23 protein-coding genes are annotated in these 24,765 nt (G+C 63.4%); 4 read left to right on the forward strand and 19 right to left on the reverse strand.

What is annotated here, in order from left to right; all coding sequences use genetic code 11:
- Window positions 1-7 precede the first annotated feature (7 nt).
- The 9 genes from V6M87_RS23810 to V6M87_RS23850 form a co-directional block, all read right to left on the reverse strand.
- Window positions 8-766 carry a flagellar brake protein gene (locus V6M87_RS23810; protein ID WP_332879160.1) on the reverse strand — a complete coding sequence of 253 codons (759 nt, stop codon included), beginning with the start codon at window positions 764-766 and terminating at the stop codon, window positions 8-10.
- A 5-nt stretch (window positions 767-771) separates the two neighbouring features.
- A complete protein-coding gene (locus V6M87_RS23815) occupies window positions 772-1,101 on the reverse strand; it encodes an EscU/YscU/HrcU family type III secretion system export apparatus switch protein (protein WP_332879161.1) in 330 nt (109 codons plus the stop codon).
- Window positions 1,094-2,299 carry a flagellar hook-length control protein FliK gene (gene fliK / locus V6M87_RS23820; RefSeq protein WP_332879162.1) on the reverse strand — a complete coding sequence of 402 codons (1,206 nt, stop codon included), beginning with the start codon at window positions 2,297-2,299 and terminating at the stop codon, window positions 1,094-1,096. Before fliK ends, V6M87_RS23815 begins: the two co-directional genes overlap by 8 nt.
- Window positions 2,300-2,306: 7 nt before the next feature.
- Window positions 2,307-2,639 (reverse strand): flagellar protein FliT, encoded by a 333-nt coding sequence (locus V6M87_RS23825; protein WP_332879163.1) that lies wholly within the window; start codon window positions 2,637-2,639, stop codon window positions 2,307-2,309.
- 10 nt (window positions 2,640-2,649) lie between these two features.
- Window positions 2,650-3,096: a flagellar export chaperone FliS gene (fliS, locus tag V6M87_RS23830; protein ID WP_332879164.1), complete on the reverse strand. Its 447-nt coding sequence runs from the start codon at window positions 3,094-3,096 to the stop codon at window positions 2,650-2,652.
- A gap of 41 nt (window positions 3,097-3,137) precedes the next feature.
- Window positions 3,138-5,792 carry a flagellar filament capping protein FliD gene (fliD, locus tag V6M87_RS23835; protein ID WP_332879165.1) on the reverse strand — a complete coding sequence of 885 codons (2,655 nt, stop codon included), beginning with the start codon at window positions 5,790-5,792 and terminating at the stop codon, window positions 3,138-3,140.
- A gap of 225 nt (window positions 5,793-6,017) precedes the next feature.
- Complete coding sequence (locus V6M87_RS23840; RefSeq protein ID WP_332879166.1) at window positions 6,018-6,407, reverse strand: flagellar protein FlaG; 390 nt, start codon at window positions 6,405-6,407, stop codon at window positions 6,018-6,020.
- 80 nt (window positions 6,408-6,487) lie between these two features.
- Window positions 6,488-7,930, reverse strand: a complete 1,443-nt coding sequence (locus V6M87_RS23845) for a flagellin N-terminal helical domain-containing protein (RefSeq protein WP_332879167.1) — start codon at window positions 7,928-7,930, stop codon at window positions 6,488-6,490.
- Between the two features lie 302 nt (window positions 7,931-8,232).
- Window positions 8,233-9,675, reverse strand: a complete 1,443-nt coding sequence (locus tag V6M87_RS23850) for a flagellin N-terminal helical domain-containing protein (protein ID WP_332879168.1) — start codon at window positions 9,673-9,675, stop codon at window positions 8,233-8,235.
- 370 nt (window positions 9,676-10,045) lie between these two features.
- Here V6M87_RS23850 and V6M87_RS23855 point away from each other — a divergent pair, with 370 nt between their 5' ends.
- Together V6M87_RS23855 and V6M87_RS23860 are read left to right on the forward strand one after the other, a co-directional pair.
- Window positions 10,046-10,483 (forward strand): hypothetical protein, encoded by a 438-nt coding sequence (locus V6M87_RS23855; protein ID WP_332879169.1) that lies wholly within the window; start codon window positions 10,046-10,048, stop codon window positions 10,481-10,483.
- 106 nt (window positions 10,484-10,589) lie between these two features.
- Window positions 10,590-12,182, forward strand: coding sequence for a methyl-accepting chemotaxis protein (locus V6M87_RS23860; RefSeq protein ID WP_332879170.1), 1,593 nt, complete (start codon window positions 10,590-10,592; stop codon window positions 12,180-12,182).
- Between the two features lie 62 nt (window positions 12,183-12,244).
- On the opposite strand, the gene cydX is transcribed toward V6M87_RS23860, so the two are convergent.
- Genes cydX through cydD form a run of 5 tightly spaced genes read right to left on the reverse strand, consistent with a single transcriptional unit; the run spans window position 12,245 to window position 18,545 of the window.
- Window positions 12,245-12,367 carry a cytochrome bd-I oxidase subunit CydX gene (cydX, locus tag V6M87_RS23865; RefSeq protein ID WP_332879171.1) on the reverse strand — a complete coding sequence of 41 codons (123 nt, stop codon included), beginning with the start codon at window positions 12,365-12,367 and terminating at the stop codon, window positions 12,245-12,247.
- Between the two features lie 27 nt (window positions 12,368-12,394).
- Entirely contained in the window at window positions 12,395-13,552 is a 1,158-nt protein-coding gene (gene cydB / locus V6M87_RS23870) for a cytochrome d ubiquinol oxidase subunit II (RefSeq protein ID WP_332879172.1), read from the reverse strand.
- Between the two features lie 4 nt (window positions 13,553-13,556).
- Window positions 13,557-15,167 (reverse strand): cytochrome ubiquinol oxidase subunit I, encoded by a 1,611-nt coding sequence (locus V6M87_RS23875; protein WP_332879173.1) that lies wholly within the window; start codon window positions 15,165-15,167, stop codon window positions 13,557-13,559.
- A gap of 37 nt (window positions 15,168-15,204) precedes the next feature.
- Window positions 15,205-16,893, reverse strand: a complete 1,689-nt coding sequence (locus V6M87_RS23880) for an amino acid ABC transporter ATP-binding/permease protein (RefSeq protein ID WP_332879174.1) — start codon at window positions 16,891-16,893, stop codon at window positions 15,205-15,207.
- Window positions 16,890-18,545, reverse strand: coding sequence for a thiol reductant ABC exporter subunit CydD (gene cydD / locus V6M87_RS23885; RefSeq protein ID WP_332879175.1), 1,656 nt, complete (start codon window positions 18,543-18,545; stop codon window positions 16,890-16,892). The genes V6M87_RS23880 and cydD overlap by 4 nt, the downstream gene beginning before the upstream one ends.
- Before the next feature lie 248 nt (window positions 18,546-18,793).
- Here cydD and V6M87_RS23890 point away from each other — a divergent pair, with 248 nt between their 5' ends.
- Both V6M87_RS23890 and V6M87_RS23895 read left to right on the forward strand, forming a co-directional pair.
- Window positions 18,794-19,309 carry a GbsR/MarR family transcriptional regulator gene (locus V6M87_RS23890; RefSeq protein WP_332879195.1) on the forward strand — a complete coding sequence of 172 codons (516 nt, stop codon included), beginning with the start codon at window positions 18,794-18,796 and terminating at the stop codon, window positions 19,307-19,309.
- Window positions 19,310-19,313: 4 nt separating this feature from the next.
- Window positions 19,314-19,757, forward strand: a complete 444-nt coding sequence (locus tag V6M87_RS23895; RefSeq protein WP_332879176.1) for a GNAT family N-acetyltransferase — start codon at window positions 19,314-19,316, stop codon at window positions 19,755-19,757.
- Window positions 19,758-19,846: 89 nt separating this feature from the next.
- Here the strand turns inward: V6M87_RS23895 and V6M87_RS23900 are convergent, their stop codons facing one another.
- From V6M87_RS23900 to V6M87_RS23920, 5 genes are all read right to left on the reverse strand, one after another.
- Window positions 19,847-20,113, reverse strand: a complete 267-nt coding sequence (locus V6M87_RS23900; protein ID WP_332879177.1) for a hypothetical protein — start codon at window positions 20,111-20,113, stop codon at window positions 19,847-19,849.
- 580 nt (window positions 20,114-20,693) lie between these two features.
- On the reverse strand, window positions 20,694-22,277 hold the full coding sequence (locus tag V6M87_RS23905) for a GGDEF domain-containing protein (protein WP_332879178.1): 1,584 nt from the start codon (window positions 22,275-22,277) through the stop codon (window positions 20,694-20,696).
- 104 nt (window positions 22,278-22,381) lie between these two features.
- The gene (locus tag V6M87_RS23910; RefSeq protein ID WP_332879179.1) at window positions 22,382-23,029 is read right to left on the reverse strand and encodes a response regulator transcription factor; all 648 of its coding nucleotides are present in this window, start codon (window positions 23,027-23,029) and stop codon (window positions 22,382-22,384) included.
- Complete coding sequence (locus V6M87_RS23915) at window positions 23,026-24,081, reverse strand: sensor histidine kinase (protein ID WP_332879180.1); 1,056 nt, start codon at window positions 24,079-24,081, stop codon at window positions 23,026-23,028. Before V6M87_RS23915 ends, V6M87_RS23910 begins: the two co-directional genes overlap by 4 nt.
- An 8-nt stretch (window positions 24,082-24,089) precedes the next feature.
- Complete coding sequence (locus V6M87_RS23920) at window positions 24,090-24,659, reverse strand: hypothetical protein (protein ID WP_332879181.1); 570 nt, start codon at window positions 24,657-24,659, stop codon at window positions 24,090-24,092.
- Window positions 24,660-24,765: the final 106 nt, after the last annotated feature.

The following is a 24,765-nucleotide window of genomic DNA, read 5'->3' on the forward strand; positions in this document are numbered from 1 at the left end:
GCGGGGCTTAGCCCAGCCCCGCCATCCTGGCATTGCGTTCCCGCTCCAGCTTCGTGATATACCGCTGCACACTCGCCAGATTCCCGCGCGACAGGTCCACGAACTCGCACCCCAGCCGCCGGCAGCGCTTGCCGTTCAATAGCGTCAACTCGATCGCATTGCGTACCACCAGGGTGGCGCCGACCGCGCCGTCCGGCAGCGCCAGGCTGCAGCCGATCATGCGCTGGCCGAGCGTCGTGTTCAGGAGCAGCTTGTGGTCGAGCAGGGCCAGGCCGCCAACGCTGATGTCGGACACGGTGAACGCTTCGACCGCGCCGCCTGACTCCAGCACCACCGGAATGGCAACGCGCACCGGGCTGGCCATGGGCGTCTCCATGCGGTAGTACTCGCGTCGCTGCAGGCGCACCAGCGTGGCGGGGATCGCACAGCGCAAGGCGGGGCGGTCTTCATAGGTGGTCGGCTCGATGTCTTCGGCGATGAAGACGATGCGGATCTTGTCGAGTGAGGTCTCGAAGCGCAGCTTCTCGGTGGCGAGGATGCGCAGGGTTTGTTCGCGATTGATCGGGCAGTCGAGCAGCATGGTGCCGGCGGCCTCGTCCATGTCGAGGATGGAGGTGACGCAAACATCGTCCTCGCCCCGCACCAGCATGCGCACCAGCTGGTTTTTTTCGCCGATCTGGCGCAGCAGCGAGGTGATTTCGCGGCGTGAGCCGATTTCGTATTTATGCCAGTCTTGCAGTTCGGTGTCCAGAATCGTTTCCATCATGTGGTTCAGTTGTCGAAATGTTGTACTGCATCCGGCGCGGCTGGCAGCGGGGCCCCGGATTTCTGTGCAGATTCAACATGATATAACCATGCCAATAGTTCCGCAATGACACGATAAAGTGCTGGAGGAATCTCCCGGTCCAGATCGACGTCCATCAGCAGGCTGACCAGTTCCTTCGATTCGTGCACGAACACGCCCGCTTCCTGCGCGCGCGCGATGATCTGCTCGGCGATCAGGCCTTGCCCGCGTGCCACCACGCGCGGGGCGCGGTCGCCGTCGGCATAGGCCAGCGCCACCGCGTTCTGGCGCCGGCGCGCGAGCGGGGCGTCAGTCATGTTGCTGGGCATACGCTGCGGCGCCTGGATTGACGGGGGCAGTTTCAGCCGGCGCAGCGGCGGCTTGCGGATCGAGAATGGCGAGCGTCGCCGCCGGAGTGCCGGCCGCGGCCAGCGCGTCCTGCAGGCGGCTGGCGTAGGCGCGCAGCACCTCGCCCGAGGCGTCGCTGCCGGCTTGCAGGCGGATATGCACCTGGTCGCCGGCCATGACGATCTGCGCACCGAGTTCGCCCAGGGCGGCAAAGCGCAGCGTCAGCTTGCTGCGCCACGGCGTTTGCGCGCCATCGTCGCCTTGGCCCTCATTACCCTCCGGCGCGTCACGCGCAATGTCCCATTGCATCGCCTGGCCAGGCCAAAGCTGCCCCTGCCAGGCAACGCGGCTCTGTTCCTGGGTGCTCAACTGCTGGCTGATCAGTTGCGCGGTGGCCGGATCGGTGGCCACGCCTGGTTTCACCGCTTCCATCGCGTTCCTGCCGGTGGCCATCTGCGGCTCGCCCTTCAGTTCGGCCAGGGGGCGCTCGCCGCCGGCCCATTCGGCCAGGTGCGATTCATAAAACATGCCGGATTTGTCGATCGCGTGCTGCAGACCATCGGCAATCTGGCGCGTGTCGGCGGTGGGCGCCGTGGCAATCGGGGCGGTGGCGATGCGCGCCTCGGTCGGCATTGGCAGCTTCAAGGCTGCACCCATCACGTCGCCCAGCGCGCGGCCGGTGGGACTGAGTTGCGGCGCCGTCTTCGGGTCGCCCGCCGCGACCGGCGCGGCCGGGGGGCCCGCCAGCGCGCCGGTTTTTAGCGCCACGCGCGACAAATCCGCGGTCGGCAGCGCGGCCAGGTCGGCGCTGCCCGGCACCGGCGCGGCCGCGCCGGTGGCGGAATAGGTCAACGGTGTCGAGGGCAGGGCGCCGGCCAGCTGGAATGCAGGGCGCGGCGACGCGGGGACGACTTTGAGCGGAATTTCCGTGCCGACCTGGGCGCCTTCGGGCAGCGCCATGCGCGCCGGGTTGCCGGCCACGCGCACCAGGAAGGTGCCGTCGCTCATTTTGGCCAGCACGGCGACCGGGACGGTGCGGCCCAACAAGCTCGCCAGCGAGCGGTCGAACACCTCCTGGCGCGCATCGCCAACGGGCAGGGCGGCGTGCGCCGGGTCGACAGGCGCGACCGGGCGCGGGCCCGGCGCATCGATCCGAGGAAGGGCCATTTAGAAGTTAATACACGCCGTAGGCATTGGCCAGCCGGCGCTGGGTGCCATTGCTGCTGATCAGCCTGGACAGCTGCGCCATCCAGGGCGAGGTCAGGTCGCGGATGCGGCGGTCGTCGGCCAGCACCTGCTTGATCAGTTCAACCTTGCGCTGGCGCGCCGGGCCGCTCAAGGGCCGGGCCGCTTCAGTGGCGCGCAGGTGGCTCACGTGCGAGCTGCATTGCGCCTCCAACTGGACCAGGCGGTCCCAGTCGTTGCTGCCGGCCGCGTCCAGCATCTGGCCGGTCAGGTCGGCCACGGATTCGTACACGGTCAGGATGTCTTCGCTGGTCATCGTCATCGTCGTCTTCTCAGGCACTGGCCATCAGCGGGGCGCGCGCGCCTTCTTGTTGCTGGACAGCGGCGGGTGCATTGCCGATCTGGTTCCAGGCGCCGCGCAGGTCGGCCAGCAAGCGGTGCACTTCTTCCAGGATTTCCGGCTTGTTCTGCAGGTTGGCCGTCAATAGCTGGCGGCTCATGTAATCGTACAGCGAATCGAGGCTGAGGGCGATCTGGCCGCCCGCATCGCGGTCCAGGCTGGCACGCAGGCCATTGTCGATGATGGCGATGGCGTGCGAAACCGCCTTGCCCTTTTCTGCGATATTCCCGGCCTTCATGTGGGCCAGCGCCTTCAGGACGGCGACCAGCGCGCCGTCGTACAGCATGACGATCAGCGCGTGCGGCGAGGCCGAGCTGACATTGGTCTCGAGGCCGACCTTGGCATAGGCGTTGACGCCGCGTTGCATGGTACCGAACATAGGATGCTCCTGGTGAAACTGTAAAAGTTGGCGGTCGTGGCTTAATTGTTGGCCGCAATGGATGCCAGCTGCTGGGTCAGGTAAGTCTGGGTGCTCTGCATCGACGCCAGCGACACGTCGAGCGCGGTGTACTGGGCGCGGTAGCGCTTTTCGATATCGGTGAGGCGGTCGCTGAAGGTCTGGCGCTGCGTCGCCACCGCCTTGATGCTGCTGCTGATGCCGGCGGCGCGCCCGGTGATCACGCCGTCGGTGCCGATGAAACTTTTCGCCAGCGTGGTCAGCTGGTAGGCGTAACCCTGCGAAAACGTCACGGTGCCGCGATCGCCCGTGGCGCCGCCGTCGACCACCAGTTTCAGGCCATCCATGCTCGACCCGGCAGCGCCCGTGACGGTTTGTCCGGAGCCGGTGAAGGCCTGGCCGCCCAGCGTGCCGGCGATATCCGCACCCACCTCCGGGGTCGAGGCGCCGAACAAGGCGGCCGGCGCGGTGCCGGTCTTGGCGGTGACGGCGATGTTCGACGCCGCGCCATATTTGCTCGACGAGAACACCAGCTTGCCACTGGCGTCAATCGACGTTTCCACCGTGTCGCCGTTGCCGGAAAACGAAGTATTGCCGTTGACCGCCGCGCGAAGCAGGGCGGTCAACTGGGTCGGCGTGTAACTGCCGGCGGTCAGGGCCACGTCCGAGACGCGGGTTGCGCCAACAGGATCGGTCTGGTTGAGCGTGACGCTCCATACCGTGCCTGGGTCGATGACGGTCTGGTCCTCCAGTTTCGCCGCGCCCGTCAGCGTGCCGCGGCTGGCCAGCGTGGTGACGTTCAGCGCATACGTGCCCGGTACGGTTTTCGTGCCCGTCGTCGACACCGTCACCAGGCTGTCGGTGGCCGAGCCGATGGCGGAAAACAGGCCGGCAATATCGGCAAAATTGTTGTTCACGGCGTTTTGCAGCTTGGTCGAATCGAGCGACAGGCTGCCGTCTTTCTGGAAGCTGATGCCGACCTGGCTGAGCGTGGTCAGTTTGCCGTCGAGTCCTTCGACCGCTGCGCCGAGCTGCTGGCGCAAGCGCGTCTGGATCGACAGCGTGCCCGAGTCGCCCAGCAGCGCGCCACCGGACTTGGTTTCGGCATTGTAGGCGGTCAGGTTCTTGATGGTCGTGTTCAGGTCGTTGTAGGCCTTGACGAACGATTGCACGCCGGTGGTCACCGAGGCGGTGTTTTTCGAAATCACCACGCTCGATGAGCCCACAGTGCCGACCGCCATCGTCACGCCCTGGATGGCGCCGGTCACGCTGTTGCTGGCGCTGGTGACGGCAATGCCGTTGACCGTCAGCTTGGCGCTTTGGGCCGCGCTGGTCTGGGTCAGCGCCTGGGTGCCGGCCGGGTCGTAGTTCAGCAGGGCCGACAGCGCCGGGTCGGCGGTGCCGGCGCCCGCATCGCTGACGGTAATTTTCATGCTCGACGTTTCGCCGGTCTTGGTCGAGGTCAGCACCAGGTGATACGGCGTGGCGCTGCCGTCCGAGACAATACTGGCGGAGACGCCTATATTGGCCTTGTTGATGGCATCGCGTATGCCTGACAGCGACTGGCTGGTCGAGTCAAGCGTGATGACGCCACTGGCCTGGGTGCCGTCCTGGACGAAGCCGGCGCCGGTGTAGCTGCCGCTGCTGCCGGCGCTCAGTCCGGCCAGTGCCGGGTTGCTGCCGGCAACGGTGATCGGGCTGCCGCCGGTCGAGGTCAGGGCGACGGCGCTGGTGGCGACGGTGCTCGAGCCCAGGTTGCCCGTCTTGTTGCCAATGCCACCATCGGCCTCGCCGAGGATGACTTCATTGATGGCCAGGTTGCTGCCGTCCGCCGCAAAAAATTTCAGGTCACCCACGGCGGCGCTGCCGGTGTAGGTAATTTTCGCCGCCGCCAGCGCATTCGTGGTGGCGTTGGCCGTGGACAGCGTGGTGTCGAGCGACGTGGCGGTCAGGCCGGCACCGGCGGCGATGCCGGCGTCTTGCGAACCGAGTTCGATGCCGTTGATCCGCAGCGAATAGCTGCCGCCGGCCGACGTGTCGACCGAGCCGAACCCCAGAAACAGTGTACCGGCGCTGACCGTGGCCGGCGCGCTCGCCGTGACGCCCGTGGTCTCGCTCAAGGCATTGATGGCGGTGGCCAGATCTTTGGCGCTGGTGGTGGCGCCGCTGGTGGCGATGGTCTTGCCGTTGATCGTCAGGGAGCCATTGGGAATGCCGCTGGCCGCGGTGGTGCCGCCGAGCGCGCTGCCGGTGACGCCAAAGGTGCCGGACGAGACGGTGCCGAACTGGAACGACAGTGTGGTCGCGGTGCCAGCGCCAATTGCCGTCGAGGTACTGATAACGCCCTTCGAGTTCAGGCTCTGCGCCTGCGCAATCTGGCTCACGGCGACGCTGTAGCTGCCAGCGACGGCGGTCGATGTTGCCGTCGCGGTGATGACGCCGGTGTTCGACGCGTTGGCTGTCAATGAGTTGAAGGCCGTGGGTGAGGTGAGCAGCGACAGCGAGTTCTGGAACGAACTGACGCTGCCGCTCAAGCTCGACAGGGCGCCCAGCTTGGTGTTGTAGGCGGCCGTCTTGGTGTCATACGTATTCAATGGACGCGCTTCGACGGCCATCAGTTGCGTGATGATGCCTTCGATGTTGAGTCCTGAACCAATACCGGCTGATGTGATACCCACGGCGTTCTCCTGCGAAAGGGATAATGTAAGTCATTATCGGCAGAATCAAACGGTACTTGAGAGCAGCTTTTAGGCGCTATTTAACTATTTAAAAATTATTTTGTGGATTAAATAACGAAATGACACGGTTAACGCCAAAAGCGCAATGCCGCTCTCGATGGCGTCATTACGTTACTGGCGAAAACCGGGTACATCGCTGCCTCACCGCGCGCCAGGGCGCGCGGTTCAGGCGCGCTGGTCGATCAGTTTGCCCATTGCCTTGTCGAGCGACTTGGCGATTTCCAGCGCTTCCTTGGTCGGCATCTGGCGCAGCACCTCGTGGGTGTTGCGGTCGATGAGCTTGACCACGGTTTGCTTGCTGTCCTCGTCCACCGAAAACTGCAAGTCCTGCGACGATTCCGTCATCGAGTGATTCAGCTTCTCAAGCGCCGTCTTGATGTCGGCGCTGGTCGGCTCCACACCGTCGGCGGCCTTGGTTTGCTTTGCGCCGGCAGCTGGCGCCGGTGCGTTGTTTGCCTTGGCCGTGGCGGCAGTCCCGGTGCCCGGTGCTTCGCTGGCATTGCTGCGTTCCTCGAGCCGGGGGGCGCCGCTCGATGCAGTCGGTTGAATGTTCATGCTTCGGTCCCTTCGTGAAAAATCCCCGGCTGAAAAAATCAGCCGGGGAGTCGGTCCGTGACGCTAGTTGCGCGAAACGATTAGCCGCGCAGCAGGGACAGCACGCCGTTCGGCAGCGAGTTGGCCTGGGCCAGCATGGCGGTACCAGCCTGTTGCAGGATCTGGCCGCGCGTCAGGTTGGCCGTTTCCGACGCGAAGTCGGTATCGGTGATGCGCGATTTCGATGCCGACAGATTCTCGGTGCTGGTGGCCAGGTTCGAAATGGCCGACGAGAAGCGCGATTGCAACGCACCGTACTGGGCGCGCTGGCTGTTCACCGACGACAGGGCGGCATCGGCGATCTTGATGGCCAGCTGGGCGCCGTCGAAGGTCGTGATGTCGATAGCCGAGACCGATTTCAGGGTCGATGCGCCAGTGGCCTTTCCGGTAGCGCCATCGACGACCGAAAAGCTCTTCTCGGAGTCGAGTGTCAGGGCGCCCACGGCGATACCGGTCGCGGCCGGGCCGGTCGCGGTGGCGCCATTGGCCACGCCGTCTTTGCCGAACGACACCATGCCGACCGAGCCGCCACCGGTGGCGTTCTTGTTCTCGAGCTTAATGTCATTGCCGTTGACGTTGGTCAGCTTGATACCTTTATTGGTGCTGTCGTACGACGCGGTAATGCCGGTTTTGGCGGTCTGGGCATTGATGGCGCTGACGCCTGCGGAGAAGTCGTCGGCCGTGGTACCGGCGCCGACCGAGAACGAAACCGTTGCTGCTGTCGAATTATCCGAGGTCAGATCGAGTTTGTAGGACTTGCTGGCGTCAAATTGCAGCGTGACGTCGGTTTTCGCCGAGGCGGTCACGCCGGTGGAGGACGTCAGCGAATTGATGCTGGCAGCAAGGGTTTTGGCGCTGGCACCGGCAGCGGGGGTGAACTTTCCCGTGCCCAAAGAGCCGGCGATCGAGACTTCGGTGGCGGCGTTGGTGTTCGTGGTAGCAACCGCTGCCGATCCACCCGCCGTTTCGTTCAGCCCGTAGGTGCTGGTGGTGAAGTTCGAGCCGCTGGCTGAAATGAGCTGGTTGGCATCGGCGCCGACCTGGAAGTTGGCTGTGCCCATGGTGCCATCGAGCAGTGCCTGGCCGTTGAAGGTGGTGGTTTGGGCAACCCGATTGAGTTCCGAACCGAGCTGACCGACTTCAGTCTGCAGGGCTTGACGGTCGGAGGACGAGTTCGTTGCATTCGACGACTGGACGGCCAGTTCGCGAATACGTTGCAGCATGTCGCCGGAAGAGGCCAGCGCGCCCTCGGCCGTTTGCGCCATCGACACGCCGTCGTTGGCGTTGCGGGTGGCCTGGGACATACCGCGGATTTGCGACGACATACGATCCGAGATGGCCAGACCGGCAGCATCGTCCTTGGCGCTGTTGATGCGCAGGCCGGACGACAGGCGTTGCAGCGACGTCGCCAGCGACGATTGCGAGGTCGACAGGTTGCGCTGCGAGTTCAGGGACGAGGTATTGGTATTGATGACTGAAGTCATGGTAATTCTCCAAACGGGTATTTCGGGGTGGGCAACGTGCCGCTGTTCACTTTGGTGTGCTTCCGACTTCTGAAGCATTCACACCGCTGTTAATCTGGTAACGGTGCTGTACGGCAAAAGTTGAGGTCTAAAATCAAATAAATCATGGACTTGCGCGTTCCTGTTTTCCCTAAACGGCGCGCTTTGAACGAACTTGAGGGTGAAAATTTATTTATTTTTTTATTTGTCGAGATGAACCATAAAAAAATCCCCGACTGAAAAAATCAGTCGGGGATCTCGGTGGGAAGAATCGCCTGGCGTATTTAACCGCGCAGCAGGGACAGCACGCCGTTCGGCAGCGAGTTGGCCTGGGCCAGCATGGCGGTACCAGCCTGTTGCAGGATCTGGCCGCGGGTCAGGCTGGCCGTTTCCGACGCGAAGTCGGTGTCGGTGATGCGTGATTTCGATGCCGACAGGTTTTCGGCGTTGGTGGCCAGGTTCGAAATGGCCGACGAGAAACGCGATTGCAGGGCGCCGTACTGGGCGCGCTGGGTATTGATCGACGACAGGGCGGCATCGGCGATCTTGATGGCCAGCTGGGCGCCGTCGAAGGTCGTGATGTCGATAGCCGAGACCGATTTCAGGCTCGATGCGCCAGTGGCCTTTCCGGTAGCGCCATCGACGACCGAAAAGCTCTTCTCGGAGTCGAGCGTCAGGGCGCCCACGGCGATACCGGTAGCGGCGGGGCCGGTCGCGGTGGCGCCATTGGGCACGCCGTCTTTGCCGAACGACACCATGCCGACCGAGCCGCCACCGGTGGCGTTCTTGTTGTCGAGCTTGATGTCATTGCCGTTGACGTTGGTCAGCTTGATACCTTTATTGGTGCTGTCGTACGACGCGGTAATGCCGGTTTTGGCGGTCTGGGCATTGATGGCGCTGACGCCTGCGGAGAAGTCGTCGGCCGTGGTACCGGCGCCGACCGAGAACGAAACCGTTGCTGCGGTCGAATTATCCGACGTCAGATCGAGTTTGTAGGACTGGCTGGGGTCAAATTTCAGCGTGACGTCGGTTTTCGCCGAGGCGGTCACGCCGGTGGAGGACGTCAGCGAATTGATGCTGGCAGCAAGGGTTTTGGCGCTGGCACCGGCAGCGGGGGTGAACTTTCCCGTGCCCAAAGAGCCGGCGATCGAGACTTCGGTGGCGGCGTTGGTGTTCGTGGTAGCAACCGCTGCCGATCCACCCGCCGTTTCGTTCAGCCCGTAGGTGCTGGTGGTGAAGTTCGAGCCGCTGGCTGAAATGAGCTGGTTGGCATCGGCGCCGACCTGGAAGTTGGCTGTGCCCATGGTGCCATCGAGCAGTGCCTGGCCGTTGAAGGTGGTGGTTTGGGCAACCCGATTGAGTTCCGAACCGAGCTGGCCGGCTTCAGTCTGCAGGGCCTGGCGGTCACTCGACGAGTTCGTTGCATTCGACGACTGGACGGCCAGTTCACGAATACGTTGCAGCATGTCGCCGGACGAAGCCAGTGCGCCCTCGGCAGTTTGGGCCAGCGACACGCCGTCGTTGGCGTTGCGGGTGGCCTGGTTCATGCCGCGGATTTGCGACGACATACGATCAGAAATAGCCAGTCCAGCAGCATCGTCCTTGGCACTGTTGATGCGCAGACCGGATGACAAACGCTGCAGCGAAGTCGCCAGCGAAGTTTGTGACATCGAGAGGTTGCGCTGCGAGTTCAGGGACGAGATATTGGTATTGATGACTGACGACATGGTAATTCTCCAAACGGGTATTTCGGGGTGGGCGACGTGCCGCTGTTCACTTTGGTGTGCTTCTTTTCGCTGAAGCATTCACACCGCTGTTGTTGCTGGTAACGGAGGCAGGGGTAAAAAGTTGATGGTGGGAATGCACAATAAATCCGTGATTTCCCTATGGAGAAGGGGGAAGTGCGCTCGTTTCTACGACACGGTTTCGCACTTCTGAAGGGCTAAAATAATTTTATTTTGGCACTGAAAAACACGCAGATTCACACACGCGCACGCTCAGAAACGGTGAATATTGCATTCGAGAACTGAATTTTCCCGCTGGCCGGCAACGTGGGCACGGCATAATTGTGGCGCTTCTGGGAAGAATTGACGCGACATGCACGTGCTGCTTGTAACCTCGCGCCGCATGCAAGCCATGGCCGAGGCGCTGGCGGTCGCCTGCCGTGAACACGGCAATTGGGATTTCATCCGCAACAAGCGCGCAGCTTGGGAGCGCTACACCGGCCATCGGCCGCGAGCGCGCCGCCTCAGCCTGTTCGACGTACATGGTGATCACTTGGCCGGCAACCTGCAGCGTCCGCCACAACGGCCGGTGAGGTTGCCAAAGTGCGTAAGCTGGTCAAGCAAGAGACCGACCATGCCACCGAGGTGGCATCAAACCCGACGTTACAGCAGCACGAAGCCCGAAGTCGGGTCTTGCATGAAACGCAACATCGTACGCTGCAGCAGCGCGATTTTGCGCTTTTTGCGTGCCAAATCCGGGTCAAAAGTTGCGTCAAAACAACTAAGCAATACCAAAGGTAATTTCCAATAGGAAACATGGTGATAAACTGGCGACTTGCCGTAGGAAAATATACGCAACTTATCACATAAGCAAGTCCTTCGCTCCGGCCCTCGCGCCGTCTCTATCGGGAAAAATAATGTTCAATATGTTTACAATCCGCACGCGCCTGATCGCGTGCATGATGTTGTTGGGCGCGCTGATCGTCATCATTGGCGGGGTTGGCGTGTACGGCATGCGTTCCAGCAACGCTTCGCTGCAAGATGTGTACACCAACCAGATGGCGTCGAGCATGAAGCTGGCTGATACCAAGAATTCCCTGAACCGCTCGCGCTTCAACATCGACAAGGGTGTGTTTCACCCAGAGGCGCCGGATTTGAAGGCCACTCTCGACCGTGCCGAGGAGTTCATCCAGGAAGGGGACAAGACCTGGCAGGAGTACCTGGCGCTGCCGGCCGAAGCCGAAGAGAAAGCGCTGACCGACGATTTGAAGCCGAAGCGTGCCGCCTACATCGACGGCGGCCTGCGCGCCCTGATCACGGGGCTGCACGAACAGAATGCCGGGAAGGTCGACGATCTGGCCATGAAACGCCTGTCGCCGCTGTATCGCACCTTCAACGACGCCTCGGTCAAGCTCGAGCAATTCCAGCTGAAAGCGGCGGCCGACACGTATGCTGCCAGCCAGAAGTTTTACGATCGCGCGCTGAACGGCTTCTCCATCGCCATCCTGCTGGGCCTGGCCTTCATCGTCGCCGCCACCGTGTTGCTGTTGCGTGCCATCATGCAGCCGCTGGACCAAGCCTTGCACCACTTCGATGAAATCGCCGCCGGCAACCTCGCCGAGCCGATCGACACCAGCCGCACCGACGAAATGGGTGCCTTGCTGGCCGGCTTGTCCAGGATGCAGCAGGGCCTGTCGACAACCGTGCAGAGCGTGCGCACAGGCAGTGTTGCGATTGCCCACGCCAGCGCAGAAATTTCGTCGGGCAACAGCGACCTGTCGCACCGCACCGAGCAGCAGGCCGCCAGCCTGGAAGAGACCGCGTCTTCGCTGGAAGAATTGACCGCCACGGTGCGCCAGAATGCCCAGAACGCCCGTGAAGCCAACGAGCTGGTGTTGTCGGCGTCGAGCGTGGCCGGCAAGGGCGGCGATCTGGTCACGCAAGTGGTGGTCACGATGGACAGCATCAGCGCCAGTTCGAAGCGCATCGTCGACATCATCGGCGTGATCGATGGCATTGCGTTCCAGACCAATATCCTGGCCCTGAACGCTGCCGTGGAAGCGGCGCGGGCCGGTGAACAGGGCCGTGGCTTTGCGGTCGTCGCTTCCGAAGTGCGCAACCTGGCGCACCGTTCGGCTGCAGCCGCCAAGGAAATCAAGGAATTGATCGCCGCCTCGGTGAGCCAGGTAGAAGAGGGCGCGCAGCTGGTGAACAAGGCTGGCATGACGATGGGCGATATTGTCGACAGCGTTGGCAAGGTCACCGCCATCATGTCGGAAATCATGCTCGCCGGTGAAGAGCAGAGTGCCGGTATCGACCAGATCAACCAGGCGATCACCACGATGGATGCGAGCACGCAGCAAAATGCCGCACTGGTTGAAGAGGCTGCAGCTGCCGCCGAATCGATGCGCGAACAGGCCGGTCAGCTTGAGCAGCTGGTCAGTACCTTCCGCCTGGCAGGCACGCCGGCCATTGCAGCGAACAGCCGCGCGCTGATGCTGCGGGCCTGAAAGAAAAAAGCCAGGCAGACCGCATGACACGACCTGCCTGGCTTCAAACAGCGTCAGGCTCCTTAGGGCTTGGCCGCAGCGGCGCGTTCTTTCGCCGCATCATCCATCAACTCGTACCACATCGCATTCAACACCGCGAAGGCGGCGGCCAGGGGTAGACCCAGTATCCAGGCAAAGTACCACATCGTTATTCTCCTAATGATTTATATCGTTTAGTAAGCGTGGCTTTTACCGTCGCTGATTTCAGCCGGATTGACCTTGCCCCACAACACGTTGTAGACCCAGCTGGTGTAAGCGAGGATCAGCGGCAGGAACACGCAGGTGCAGACCAGCATGATGAACAGGGTCAGGTGGCTCGAAGATGCGTCCCACACGGTCAGGCTGGCTTGCGGCTGGATCGACGACGGCAGGATGAACGGGAACATCGAGGCGCCCACGCTGAGCACGATGCCGGCAATCGACAGGCTGCTGAAAATCATGGTCCAGCCTTCCCAGCGACGTTTCAGGCCCAGGAATGCCAGCAGCGCGCCGGCGAAACCGGCCAGCGGCGCGGCCAGTGTCCATGGATGGGCCGCGTAGTTGGCGAACCAGGCGCCGCCGGCGTGCGCCTGCACGGTCTTGTACAGCGGATTCGACGGACCGTCTGTGACGATGGTGCTGGTGATGCGATAGCCATCGATGAAGCGCCACAGCAGCAGGCCGGCCAGCGCGTACAGCACGATGGTGACGATGGCCGCTACCATGCCGGTCAGACGCGAACGCGATGCCAGTGCGCCATCGGTCTTCAGGGCCAGCCAGCTGGCGCCATGCATGACCAGCATCGCCACCGAGACCAGGCCGGTCAACAGCGCGAACGGGTTGAGCAGGCCGAAGAAACCGCCTTCATAAAAAATCTGCATGTCCGGCGCCAGGCGGAACGGCACGCCCTGCAGCACATTGCCCATCGCCACGCCGAACACCAGGGCCGGCACGAAGCCGCCGATGAACAGGGCCCAGTCCCAGACCGCGCGCCATTGCACGTTTTCGCGCTTGCTGCGGTACTTGAACGCGACCGGACGCAGGATCAGGGCCAGCAAAATTGCCGCCATGGCCAGGTAAAAGCCGGAGAACGACACGGCGTACAGTTGCGGCCAGGCCGCAAAGATGGCGCCGCCGCCGAGGATCAACCAGACCTGGTTGCCTTCCCAGACCGGGCCGACGCTGTTGATGACCACGCGCCGTTCCAGGTCGGTTTTGCCCACGAACGGCAGCATGATGACGGTGCCGAGGTCGAAGCCGTCGGTGACGGCAAAGCCCACCAGCAGTACGCCGAGCAGGATCCACCAGATGAAACGCAGGACTTCATAGTCGAGCAGGGTGTGAAGAATCATGGCTTTACTCCGTAGAAATCATGGGGGCGGTGCGCAAGGCCGGGGTGGCGCCGATCAGGGGACTGGCCAGGCCGGGCGCCTTGCCGGCTTCCGGCTCGGGACCCTTGCGGATTGCTTTTAACATCAGCTTCATTTCGACGACGATCAGGATCGAATACAGCACGATGAAACCGATCAGCGTGGTCAGCACCGCCTGGATGCCGAGGTTCGACACAGCCACTGCCGTAGGCAGCACGCCCTCGACGGCCCAGGGCTGGCGACCCAGTTCGGCCACGATCCAGCCGGCTTCGGCAGCAATCCACGGCAGTGGCATCGACCACACGGCCACCTTCAGCAGCCATGGGTAGGCATCGAGGCGGTGCTTGGCCGACAGGTAGAAGAAGACTGCCATGAAGACGATGAAATACATCCCCAGCGCGACCATGATGCGGAACGACCAGAACAGCGGCGCGACCTGCGGCACGGTGTCGCCGGCGGCCAGCGCGATCTGCGCGTCGGTGGCTGTGCGCGGATCGTCGACGTAGCGTTTGAGCAGCAGCGCGTAACCCAGTTGCGCGCTGTGTTCTTCAAAGCGCGCCGTCAATTCAGGCGGCACCGGGCCATGTGGCTTGAGGGCGCGGATCTGTTCGAGCGCGTCGTAGGACGTCAGGCCCTGGCGAATGCGCACGTCGGCCAGCTTCACCAGCGCGTCGATACCGGGCACTTCGCCGTTCAGCGAACGGGTGCCGATCAGGCCCATGACCCACGGGATCTGAATCGCATAGTGGGTCTTGCGCGCTTCCTGGTCGGGAATGCCCAGCACGGTGAAGCTGGCCGGTGCCGGCTCGGTGTGCCACATGCCTTCAATCGCGGCCAGTTTCATCTTCTGGTGTTCCGACGACAGGTAGCCGCTTTCATCGCCCAGCACCACGACCGACAGCGACGCGGCCAGACCGAAGGCCGCAGCCACCGTCAGGGAGCGCTTGGCGACTTCGACGTGGCGTCCGCGCAGGATGTAAAACGCCGAGACACCGAGTACGAAAAACGCCGCCACCACATAACCGGAGGACGCGGTGTGCACGAATTTCGCCTGCGCCACAGGGTTGGTGATGACGGCGTAAAAATCCGTCACCTCCATGCGCATGGTCTGCGGGTTGAGCGTTGCACCGACCGGATTTTGCATCCAGCCGTTGGCGATCAGGATCCACAGTGCCGACAGGTTGCTGCCCAGCGCCACCAGCCAGGTGACGACCAGGTGGGCCACTTTCGACAGGCGATCCCAACCGAAGAAGAACAGGCCGACAAAGGTCGCTTCCAAAAAGAAGGCCATCAAGCCTTCGATGGCCAGCGGGGCGCCGAACACGTCGCCGACATAGTGGCTGTAATAGCTCCAGTTCATACCGAACTGGAATTCCATCACCAGGCCGGTGGAGACGCCGATGGCAAAGTTAATGCCGAACAGCGTGCCCCAGAACTTGGTCATCTGGCGCCAGATGGGCCGCCCGCTCATCACGTACACGGTCTCCATGATGGCGACCAGGATCGACAGACCCAGGGTGAGCGGGATGAACAAAAAGTGGTACAGCGCCGTGAGGGCAAACTGTAGTCGGGAGAGCCCGACAACGTCGAGTTCCATGAGGTCGTCCTTTCTAGTGGTGGTTCAATTAAAGCAGTTAGTCGTGACGCAGCGCCAGCAGCGCCGCGTTGAATGCGAATGTGCCGCGCTGCAGGTCGGCAGCGATGCGACCGTCCTTCAACATCAGCAGGCGGTCGGCCAGCGCGGCTTCGCGGCGCAGGTGCGTGGCCAGCAGTACTGTGCGGCCGTGCGCGTGCTGCGCCAGGCGCGCCAGCACGTCGGCCGCGGTGGCGCTGTCGAGCGCTTCGGTCGGTTCATCGAGCAGCCAGAACGGCGACTGTTTCAGCAGCAGGCGCGCCAGCGCCAGGCGGCGTGCCTGGCCGCCGGACAAACCGAGGCCGCCTTCGCCCAGCATCGTGTCGAGGCCGCGCCCGAACTGGAGAATGTCGTGTTCCAGGCCGGCGGCGTGCAGGGCGTCCCACAGTTGCGCATCGCTGGCAGCGGGCGCGGCCAGGCGCAGGTTGTCGCGCACACTGTCCTGGAACAGTTCGGTGTGCTGGGTCAGCCAGGTGCAAGCCTGGGCCTGCACCTGGCCGGATGCGGGTGCCAGCTCGCCGGCGGCGAGCGCCAGCAGCGTCGATTTGCCGGCGCCGCTGGCGCCAATGATGGCCACGCGCTCGCCGCTGCCGATGCGCAGCATGACGGCGTGCAGTGCGGCGCCGTCGCGGCCGGCGTGGACGACGCTGGCGTCAAGCAGGCGTAGCGCGGTGTCGGCATCTGGCAGACTTGGGCCTGGCGTAGCCGGGCTGTTCTGGCGCAGTCGGGGCGCCACGCGCCGCGCCGCCAGCGCGCTGCGGCCCGCTTCGATGGCGCCGCGCCGCAAGGCCGCGAACGGCTCGAGCGCGGTCAGCGCCGTCAGCAGCGCCAGTGCGGCCAGCGGCGCGCCGATCAGTTTGCGTTCGGCGAGCATACCGACTGCCAGCAGGACGCAGGCCACCGTTGCATGGCTGCCGGCGGCCCAGCCCCAGCCGGCCCGTACTTCCAGCTGGTGCAGGGCGTCGTCGACCTGGGCCAGCCTGCCATCGAGCGCGCCGAGCTGCGCGCACTGGGCCGTCAGGCGTCCCGCCATCAGCAGGTCGGTCTGGCCGGCCACCAGGTCGATGCTGGCGGCGCGCAGGCGTTCCAGTGCGCGCACCCGGTGCAGTGCCAGCACGCGCGCGCGCCTCGCCACGATGACAGCGATGCCGCCGCCGCACAGCACCAGCCAGGCGAACATCGCCACGCCCAGGCGCAGGTCGATCGCGCCCAGCAGGACGCCGGCCAGCAAGGCGGCGCCAAGGGCTGCGCAGGCCGGGGCCAGCAGGCGCAGGTAAATCGATTCGAGGGCGTCGATGTCGTGGGTCAGGCGAAACAGCAGACGCGCCGGGCGACGCAGCAGCGTGCGCGCCGCATCGGGTGCGGCCCAGCCGCGAAACAGCTGCTCGCGCAGCGTCGCCAGCACGGCAAAGGTGGCGTCGTGCGTGACCATGCGCTCGGCGTAGCGCCCGAAGGTACGGCCCAGTGCCAGCAGGCGGATGGCGGCGCTGGGCACGAACACGTTGAACATGAAGGTGGCGCCGGCCAGCCCGGCCAGCGCAGTCGCGCTGATGAACCAGCCGGAGGTGCCAAGCAGCGCCATGCCGGCCCATACCACCAGGGTCGAGAGCAGCGCGCCGAGCGCCAGGCGGGCGCCGGCCACGCGGGCGAACAGGGCCAGAATGGTGAATGTATCGTTGGGGCGTTTCATGCGGCTTGCCTCGCGCTGGTGGTCGGGCCGACGTGGATCACGCGGCCGATGCGTGCTGCCAGCGCCAGGTCGTGGGTGGCCACGATCATGGTGCGGCCCTGGGCCAGCAGGAGCAGGGCGTCGATGACTTGGGTGCCGGTGTCGCGGTCGAGCCGGGCGGTGGGTTCATCGGCCAGCAGCAGCGTGGTGCCGGATGCGACCGCGGCGCGCGCCAGCGCCAGGCGCACCAGTTCTCCGCCGGACAGGCCGGTGCCGCCTTCGCCCAGGCTGGCGTGCGGGGTGGCGTGTTGCACTTGTCCGAGTCCGGCAAAATCGATCGCGCGGCTCACCGCCAGGCTGGACACGCCGGGACGCGCCAGGGCGACATTGCTGCGCACGGTGGCGGGGAAGACGTGCGGCGCCTGGCCGATCCAGGCCATGCCGGCGCGCAGCAGGGGGGCGCTGGCGTCATCGAGCACGGCGCCGCCGATGCGGATGGTGCCGCCGCTGGCCGGGGCCAGGCCGGCGATCAGCGCCAACAAGGTCGTCTTGCCGCTGCCGCTGGCGCCCACCAGGGCGACGTGTTCGCCGGCGCCGATGTGCAGGTCGAGGCCATTGAACAGGGGCGTTTCAGTGCCGTGCCCGAACTGCAGCGCCGCGATGTCGATGGCGGGCGCTGTGGTGAGGGCGGCGGCATGCGCCGCCTGCAGTGCGCCGGGTACGGCCAGCATGTCGGCGTCGAGTGCTGCGAGCGCGTCGAGCGCGGCCTGGCCGGACGCCTTGTCATGCCAGACCGCTGCCAGTTCGCGCAGCGGCTCGAAAAAGGCGGGCGCCAGCAAGAGCACGAACATGCCCTGGCCGATGGTGAGGCGCCGGCCCCAGCTGCCCGGAACGATTTCGCCGAGCAGGTGAAAGCCGATGTACACCGCGACCAGCGCGACGCCCAGAGCGGAAAACAGTTCCAGTGCGGTCGACGATAAAAAGGCGATGCGCAGAACCGCCATGGTACTGGCGCGCACCGCTTCGGCCGTGGCGCGCAGGCGCAGCGCGGTGGCGTCGATGGCGCCGAGTGCGCGCAGGGTCGACAGGCCGCGCAGGCGGTCGAGCAAAAAGCCGTTCATGCCGCCGCTGACATGTAGCTGGGCCGCGCTGGCGGCCTGCGCGCGCCAGCCGATGATGACCATGAACAGGGGAATCAGGGGCGCGGCGCAGACCAGGACCAGGGCGGCGAGCCAGGACTGGGTCAGGACGGCCAGCGCGATCACGGGCGGCACCAGCATCACACGCCAACGCGCCGGCTGGTAGCGCAGCAGCCATGGCAGCACGGCTTCGGCCTGTTCGGCCATCACGCTGGCGGCCTGGCCGGAGGGCAGGCGGGCCGGATCGAGCGGGGAACGGCGCGCCAGCGCGGCGGCCGCGTTGGTGCGCAACTGGCTCACACGTTCGCGCGCGGCTGCAAACAGGCGCCGTGCCGCCCAGGCTTCGAAGCTGGCGCGTGCCAGGCCCAGCAGCAGAAAAACGAGCGCGGGGACCAGCATGCCATCCACGCCGGCGCCGTTGGCCAGGCGCTCGATGGCGCAGGCCAGCAGCGCGGCTTGGGCAATCCACAGCAGCGGCGCGGCACTCAGGCCGAGCGTGCTGTTGCGTGCGGTGTCGGGTTGTTGCGTTGCCATATTGTTATTTCAGCGGCCACGCTGAATCTTTCCATTATTTTGAATTTTCAGAAGTTAGTGAAATTATGCACCTAAAAATTACAAAAGCGATCATAGTGGAGTAGCTTGGTCGGGAATTGTCAAAACGACAATTTCCTGGCGGGCGTGTGTGCCTAAAATGAACGTGAGATAATCCAGCTTTCTAAAACTTCGAAAAGTTCACCATCGTGACGCCACTGGTCCACACGTTTGTCAGCCACTTCGGCGAGATGGGCAGCCGCTGGGGGATCAACCGCACGGTTGGTCAGATCTACGCGTTGCTGTTCGTCACCGAGCAGCAACTGCACGCCGACGACATCGGCGAAAAACTGGGTATTTCGCGCTCGAACGTGAGTATCGGTTTGAAGGAACTGCAGTCGTGGGGCTTGGTGCGCCTGTCGCGCATTCCGGGCGACCGGCGCGAATATTTCACTTCGCTGGGCGATGTCCAGGAAATTTTCCGCGTGGTGGCCGCCGAGCGGCGCCGGCGTGAAGTCGCCCCGACCTTGTCGGTGCTGCGCGAGTCGCTGCTGGTCACCGTAAAAACGCCAGATGACGCTTTTGCGCAGGAGCGCATGCGCGAAATGCATGACCTGGTGGACATGGCCAACAACTGGTTCGACGATTTGCAGCGCATGTCGCCTGAGGCGATGGCGCAGTTGATGAAGATGGGCTCGAAGGTACAAAAGCTGTTGCGCACCAAGGAGCGCCTGTTTGGTAGCGCAAAAGATCCGGTCGACGAGTGAGCGCATGAACGTCACCCTGGAACCCGTCACGGTCGACAATTTCGAAGCGCTGATGGACATGGAATTACCTCCAGATCAGGCTGTCAACCTGGCCAGCAACGCGTATTCGATCGCGCAGGCCCACTACTATCCCGACTGGCGCCCGCGCGCCATTTATTGCGATGGCGCGCCGGCGGGTTTCGCGCTGTACGATGTCGAAGGGGACGATGAGCCGGGGCATTACGCCATTTACCGACTGATGATCGATTATCCGCGCCAGCACCAGGGCATCGGCCGCGCCGCCATGCTGTTGCTGCTGGCCGAAATCCGCGCCTGCCATAATGCGTGCCGCATTTCAATCTGCTACAAGCCGGGCAATGTCACAGCGCAGCGGTTTTACGGATCGCTGGGATTTACCGAAACCGGTGTTGACGCGCGCGCCGAGATGGTGGCTGAGATACGGTTGTAAGCCGCCGGAAAGACTGCGGATGCGCCAAGCGGCGCTTGCACGGCGCGCATGCAGCACTGTGCAAGGCCGGGGACATCGCCGCGCTGGTTTTAAATCCTGTGAATGCCGGTAATATACGCCGGACCATTCAGCGGCTGGTAAATTTCAACGACCGCTTCCCACATGACATCTGCTGGCGGTATCGACGCCGTGCATTTATAGCGGAAATTTTCGCCGGCCACTACCTGCGTTGAAACGGCAGTTGGCGAGTAATGCACGCCAACAAAGCCGTTGAGTGCAGTTTTGAAAACGGCGGCATCTGCAGGTGTCACGCCATGATATGGCGTCCACCCACCGACCAATGCTTGATTTGACATGATGTACTTTCTAAATCAGACGTGGTCCTACTCATATGGCTTTTCGGAATTCGCCCCATTTATTTCGTTGGTTTCTGGAATCCAATCATTCGCCAGAGTCCGCTGCGAGATAATGCGCGCAATGCATAGTAAATCCAGCATCACTATGCAGATAAGATTATTATCGTGTGGTGGCGGTATTGGCGCGAATAATTGTCCCTCAAAAGCGGCGCGCGGAACACGCCTTCTGGCTTTATATATTTTTAAGCGCCGTTGCAATTGGATGGAATTCTGCAGCGTGTACCAGTGTATGCTGGGCGGCGCTAGCGGGAATGTCCATAAAACCATTTCATACAAACCAAATAGGGTCAGTGTAAAATTTCCAAGCAATTTTTCTAATTAGAAAATAAAATAAATAGGGTCAGAGTCGAATTGTTTGGCAACTAATTGCAAAACAATTCGACTCTGACCCTACCGGTTGACTTACGGAATTAGTTGCAGATTAATTTGACTCTGACCCTAATTGATGGGTAATTGATTGAGGGAATGGCGGGGTGCGAGGAACGGGGCGGTAGTCTGGCACCAGGGAATGCGGGTCGCGTTAACTGGCGATGACGACGCGGTTTTTACCGGCCTGCTTGGCCTGGTACATGGCGCGGTCGGCGCGCCGGATCAGCGCGGTCTGTTCCTCGTTCGGCAGGCGCAGCGCCACACCGGCCGAAAAGGTGATCAGCAATTTTTCGTTTTCGTGCAAGAAGTAATGGCGCGTCAGTTCGCGCTGCAGCCGCGTCATGGTCGCCGCTGCCGCCTCGACCGTCGTTTCCGGCAGCACGATCAAAAATTCCTCGCCGCCGAAGCGGGCAATCACATCCATCGAGCGCAGCGTGTCCTTGACCGTTTTCACCAGATGTTTCAGCGCATTGTCGCCGGCGATATGGCCGTAGGTATCGTTCAGTTTCTTGAAATCGTCCAGGTCCAGCAGCGCCACGCACAGCGTTGTGCCGCGGCGGTCGGCGCGCGCGCTCTCGCGTTCATACAATTCGTCCAGGCCGCGACGGTTCAGGCTGCCGGTAAGCTGGTCTTCGCGCACCAGGTCGGACAGGTTGCGCAGCTTTTCTTCCAACTGGCGGATGCGCTGTTCCGCTTCCTGCACTTCCTGGTGGGCTGCCAGCATGCGGTCGCGCGAAAGCAAGGCTTCCTCCTGCACCTTGCTGGTTTCTTTCAGCACTTCATCGAGCACAACGTCGAGTTGGGCAATGTCTTCCGCGCCGCGGATGCGCGTGGAAAAACCATCGATCTTGCTGTGAAATTCGCCGGTCGACTGGGCCACGAAGCCGAGCCGTTCGACAAACGTCATCATCATGTTCTTGACGGTCAGCTTCACGTCCGACAAGCCATGCTTGAGCTGGCCCTGCTTGTAGATCACGTCCTTCAGCGAGCGGGTTGCATCTTCCAGCGAGCGCTGGTCGATCGGCCCGGAAATCAGTTCCGTGACGATGGTCACCTGGCCGCGCATCCAGCTGTCGTCGTCGAGCAATTCGCCGACGTTTTCCAGCAGCAGTTTGAACAGCCGCAGCAGCAATTCCTGTTGCTCGGCGTCGTCGCCGCTTTTCAGTTCGATGCGGTAGCACAGCTCTTTCAGACGCGCCGCGATCTCCAGCAAGGCGGCTTCGCCATGCGCGTTCTTGACGGCGGCGCCGAGCGCTTCAGCTTCGCTAATCAGGGTCGGGCTGCCGGCAAGCAGCGACGCCACCGCAAACGCCAGCGTGCGGCTGAGCATGTCGCGCAGGATGCGCTCGTCGTTGCTCTCAATGCCCAGTACATCAATGGGCGTGGTGCGCCGCAAGTATTTTTCGGCCAGTTGCGACAGGCTACGCGCGTAGCCATCCCAGTCGCGTAGCTTGACGGCGCGGTTCAGGCGGCGCCCGAAATCGGCCAGTTCACCCGGCGTGGTCGACAGCGTTACGGCAAACCCGTTGAGCACCATCTCCGGGCCCGGATCGGGCAGCACGGTGGGCGCGAGCGCAGGCGGCACCCCGACGATTTCGTTGTAGATATCGCGGTACGCGTCTGGCGTCGGCGCAATCCGGCGCACCGCCAGGCGTTTGAAGGCCTCGCGCGCCACCTCGGTCGGATTGGCGCCGGGGCCGGGGGAGGGGGAGGCGGGTGGAACGGTTGTGGACATGGGCGGCTTGCAGTGAGTTCGAGATTGACTCTATGATAATGTGAATTTCCACTCGACATCTTAGGAAAAAAGGCAGGAAACCCTACTATTCTCACACTTTACGGCTACTCAACCAAATGATTGCGAATCGCATAGTGGGTCAACTCGGCACTATTCTTGAGTTTCATCTTCACCAGCAGGCGCGCGCGGTACTCGCTGACGGTCTTCACCGAGAGGGATAACTCCAGCGCGATATCGCTCACGGTCTTGCCGGAAGCGATCAAGGTGAGGGTCTGGTATTCGCGGTCGGAGAGCGTATCGTGAACCGGCGTGGTATGGTCTTCGCCCACTTGCGACGCCAGCGTTTGGGCCAGCGCGGCGCTGACATATTTCTGCCCGGCGGCCACTTGCCGGATCGCCACCACGAGTTCTTTGGGCGCGGCCTGCTTGGTGAGGTAACCGGCCGCGCCGGCTTTCAGCGAACGGATGGCGTACTGGTCTTCGCGGTGCATCGACAACATCAATACCTGCGTATCGGGATATTCTTTTTTGATCTGTTTGAGCACTTCGATACCGTTTTTGTCAGGCATCGAAATGTCGAGCAGCATGACGTGGCAACGCGACTTGGGAAACAGGCGAATCGCGTCCAGGCCGTTCTCGGCCTCGCCGCCCACGACGATATCGCGCGAGTCAGCCAGGATTTGCTTGAGCCCCTCGCGCACGATGGCGTGGTCGTCGGCAATGAAGACGCGGATGGTGGCTTTTTCGGTCATGGGGTGGAAACTGGCGGCATGCAGGGAGTAAGTGGTATCAGGACACTCACCATCGTGCCACCTCCGGGCGGAACCGACAAGGTCAAGCTGCCTTTCAGCGCCCTGGCGCGCTCCTCCATGCCGCGCATGCCGAAGGAATCGGGTTTCAGGCGATCAGGGGCCGCCACCCCGCGGCCGTTGTCGCTGATCGACAATTGCAAGGTATCGGCCACCTGGCGCAGTCGCACCGATACGGCCGTGGCCGCGGCGTGCTTGGCGATATTTGTCAGCGCCTCCTGAAAAATGCGGAACAGCGCGGTGGCCTGCTCGTCGCTGAGCGCGATAGCCGGATCGATGCGCGCGCGGCAGGCAATCCCGGTGCGGCCGGCAAACTCGCTGGCCTGCCACTCCAGCGCCGCGACGATGCCCAGGTCGAGCGTGGACGGGCGCAGATCGCGCGCGATGCGGTGCACGGCATCGATGCTGCGGTCGACCAGGCTGTCGAGATACGCCGCCTTGACTGCCAGCATGGGCGGCTCGGCCGGCAGGCGCTGGGTCAGCATGGCCAGCGCCATTTTGATGGCGCTCAGGTTGCCGCCCAGGTCGTCGTGCAGCTCGCGCGCGATGTGGGCCCGTTCCTGTTCCTTGACCAGTTCGCTGTGACTGCGCAACGCGGCCAGCGCCAGTTGCGCCGTCTTGCTGTCGGTGATATTGGTCATGATGCCGTCCCACAGCAGCACGGCGCCGGCCATGCGCGGACTGGCACGCAGGCTGATCCATTTCACGTCGTCCCAGGCCGCGACATGGATGCGGCCCTCCCAGTTCCAGGGCGCCATGCTGGCGCGTGAGGCCTGCATCGCGGCCAGGTAAGCCGCGCGGTCCTGTTCCAGGATCAAACCCAGCAAGCGGCCCGGATCCTGCTGCAGGACGTCCGGCGTGATGCCCAGCAGCGCCGCGCAGCCGTCGGAAAGATACGGAAACGCGATGCTGCCGTCCGGCTGCTGCGCGCACTGGTACACCAGCCCCGGCATGTGGCTGGCGACGGCGTCAAAACGGGCTTGATACTGGTCCATGCGGCCTTTCAGCGGCGCCGCGCGCGGCGCATGGCAAGGAAGCGCCGCAACACGCGCAGCAGGTGCGGCGCGGCTTTGCCATGCTTGCGTGGACGCGTGCAGGCGCGCCGTGCCTGGCGAGCGGCATGGCGCGCGGCGCGGCGCCAGTCGTCCATGGCCAGCGCGGTGCGGCGCCAGAGGTGGCTGGCGCGCATCCGTTCCAGGTAGCGCGTTTTGAAGGCGATCACGGGTGCGTGCCAGCGCGCGAACCACGCCAGCGTCAGCAGCTTTGGCAGCGACAGGGTATAGATGCGCGCCACCAGCGCGGCGCCGCCCAGCTTGGCCACGACAAAGGTGGTCACGCCGGTCGCCACGTGACCGTTGCCAATGGCCAGCAAGGCCAGCAGCTTGACCGGAATGAGCAGCAAGCCGGGCAGCACGAAGGCGCACAGGGCAGCCCACGGCGGCAGGGCCACGATCAATTGTTCGAACAAGCGCGCCAGTGGTAGCCGTGCCACCCAGCCGCCGATCCACATGCCGGCGCGCCAGAACGCTTCTTCGAGCAGGACCACCAGGCCGACCAGGTAAACCAGCGGCATGAGCAATCGGCTGCGCGAGGGGAGGGGCGTCGTCATGCCCCATAATACGGTAAACACACTCGTCAACCGGGCAACGGTGCGCGTGCCGGTGCTTGAACGTACAATG

The sequence above is a fragment of the Massilia sp. S19_KUP03_FR1 genome (assembly GCF_036688685.1).
Classification (GTDB): Bacteria; Pseudomonadota; Gammaproteobacteria; order Burkholderiales; family Burkholderiaceae_D; genus JALYUM01.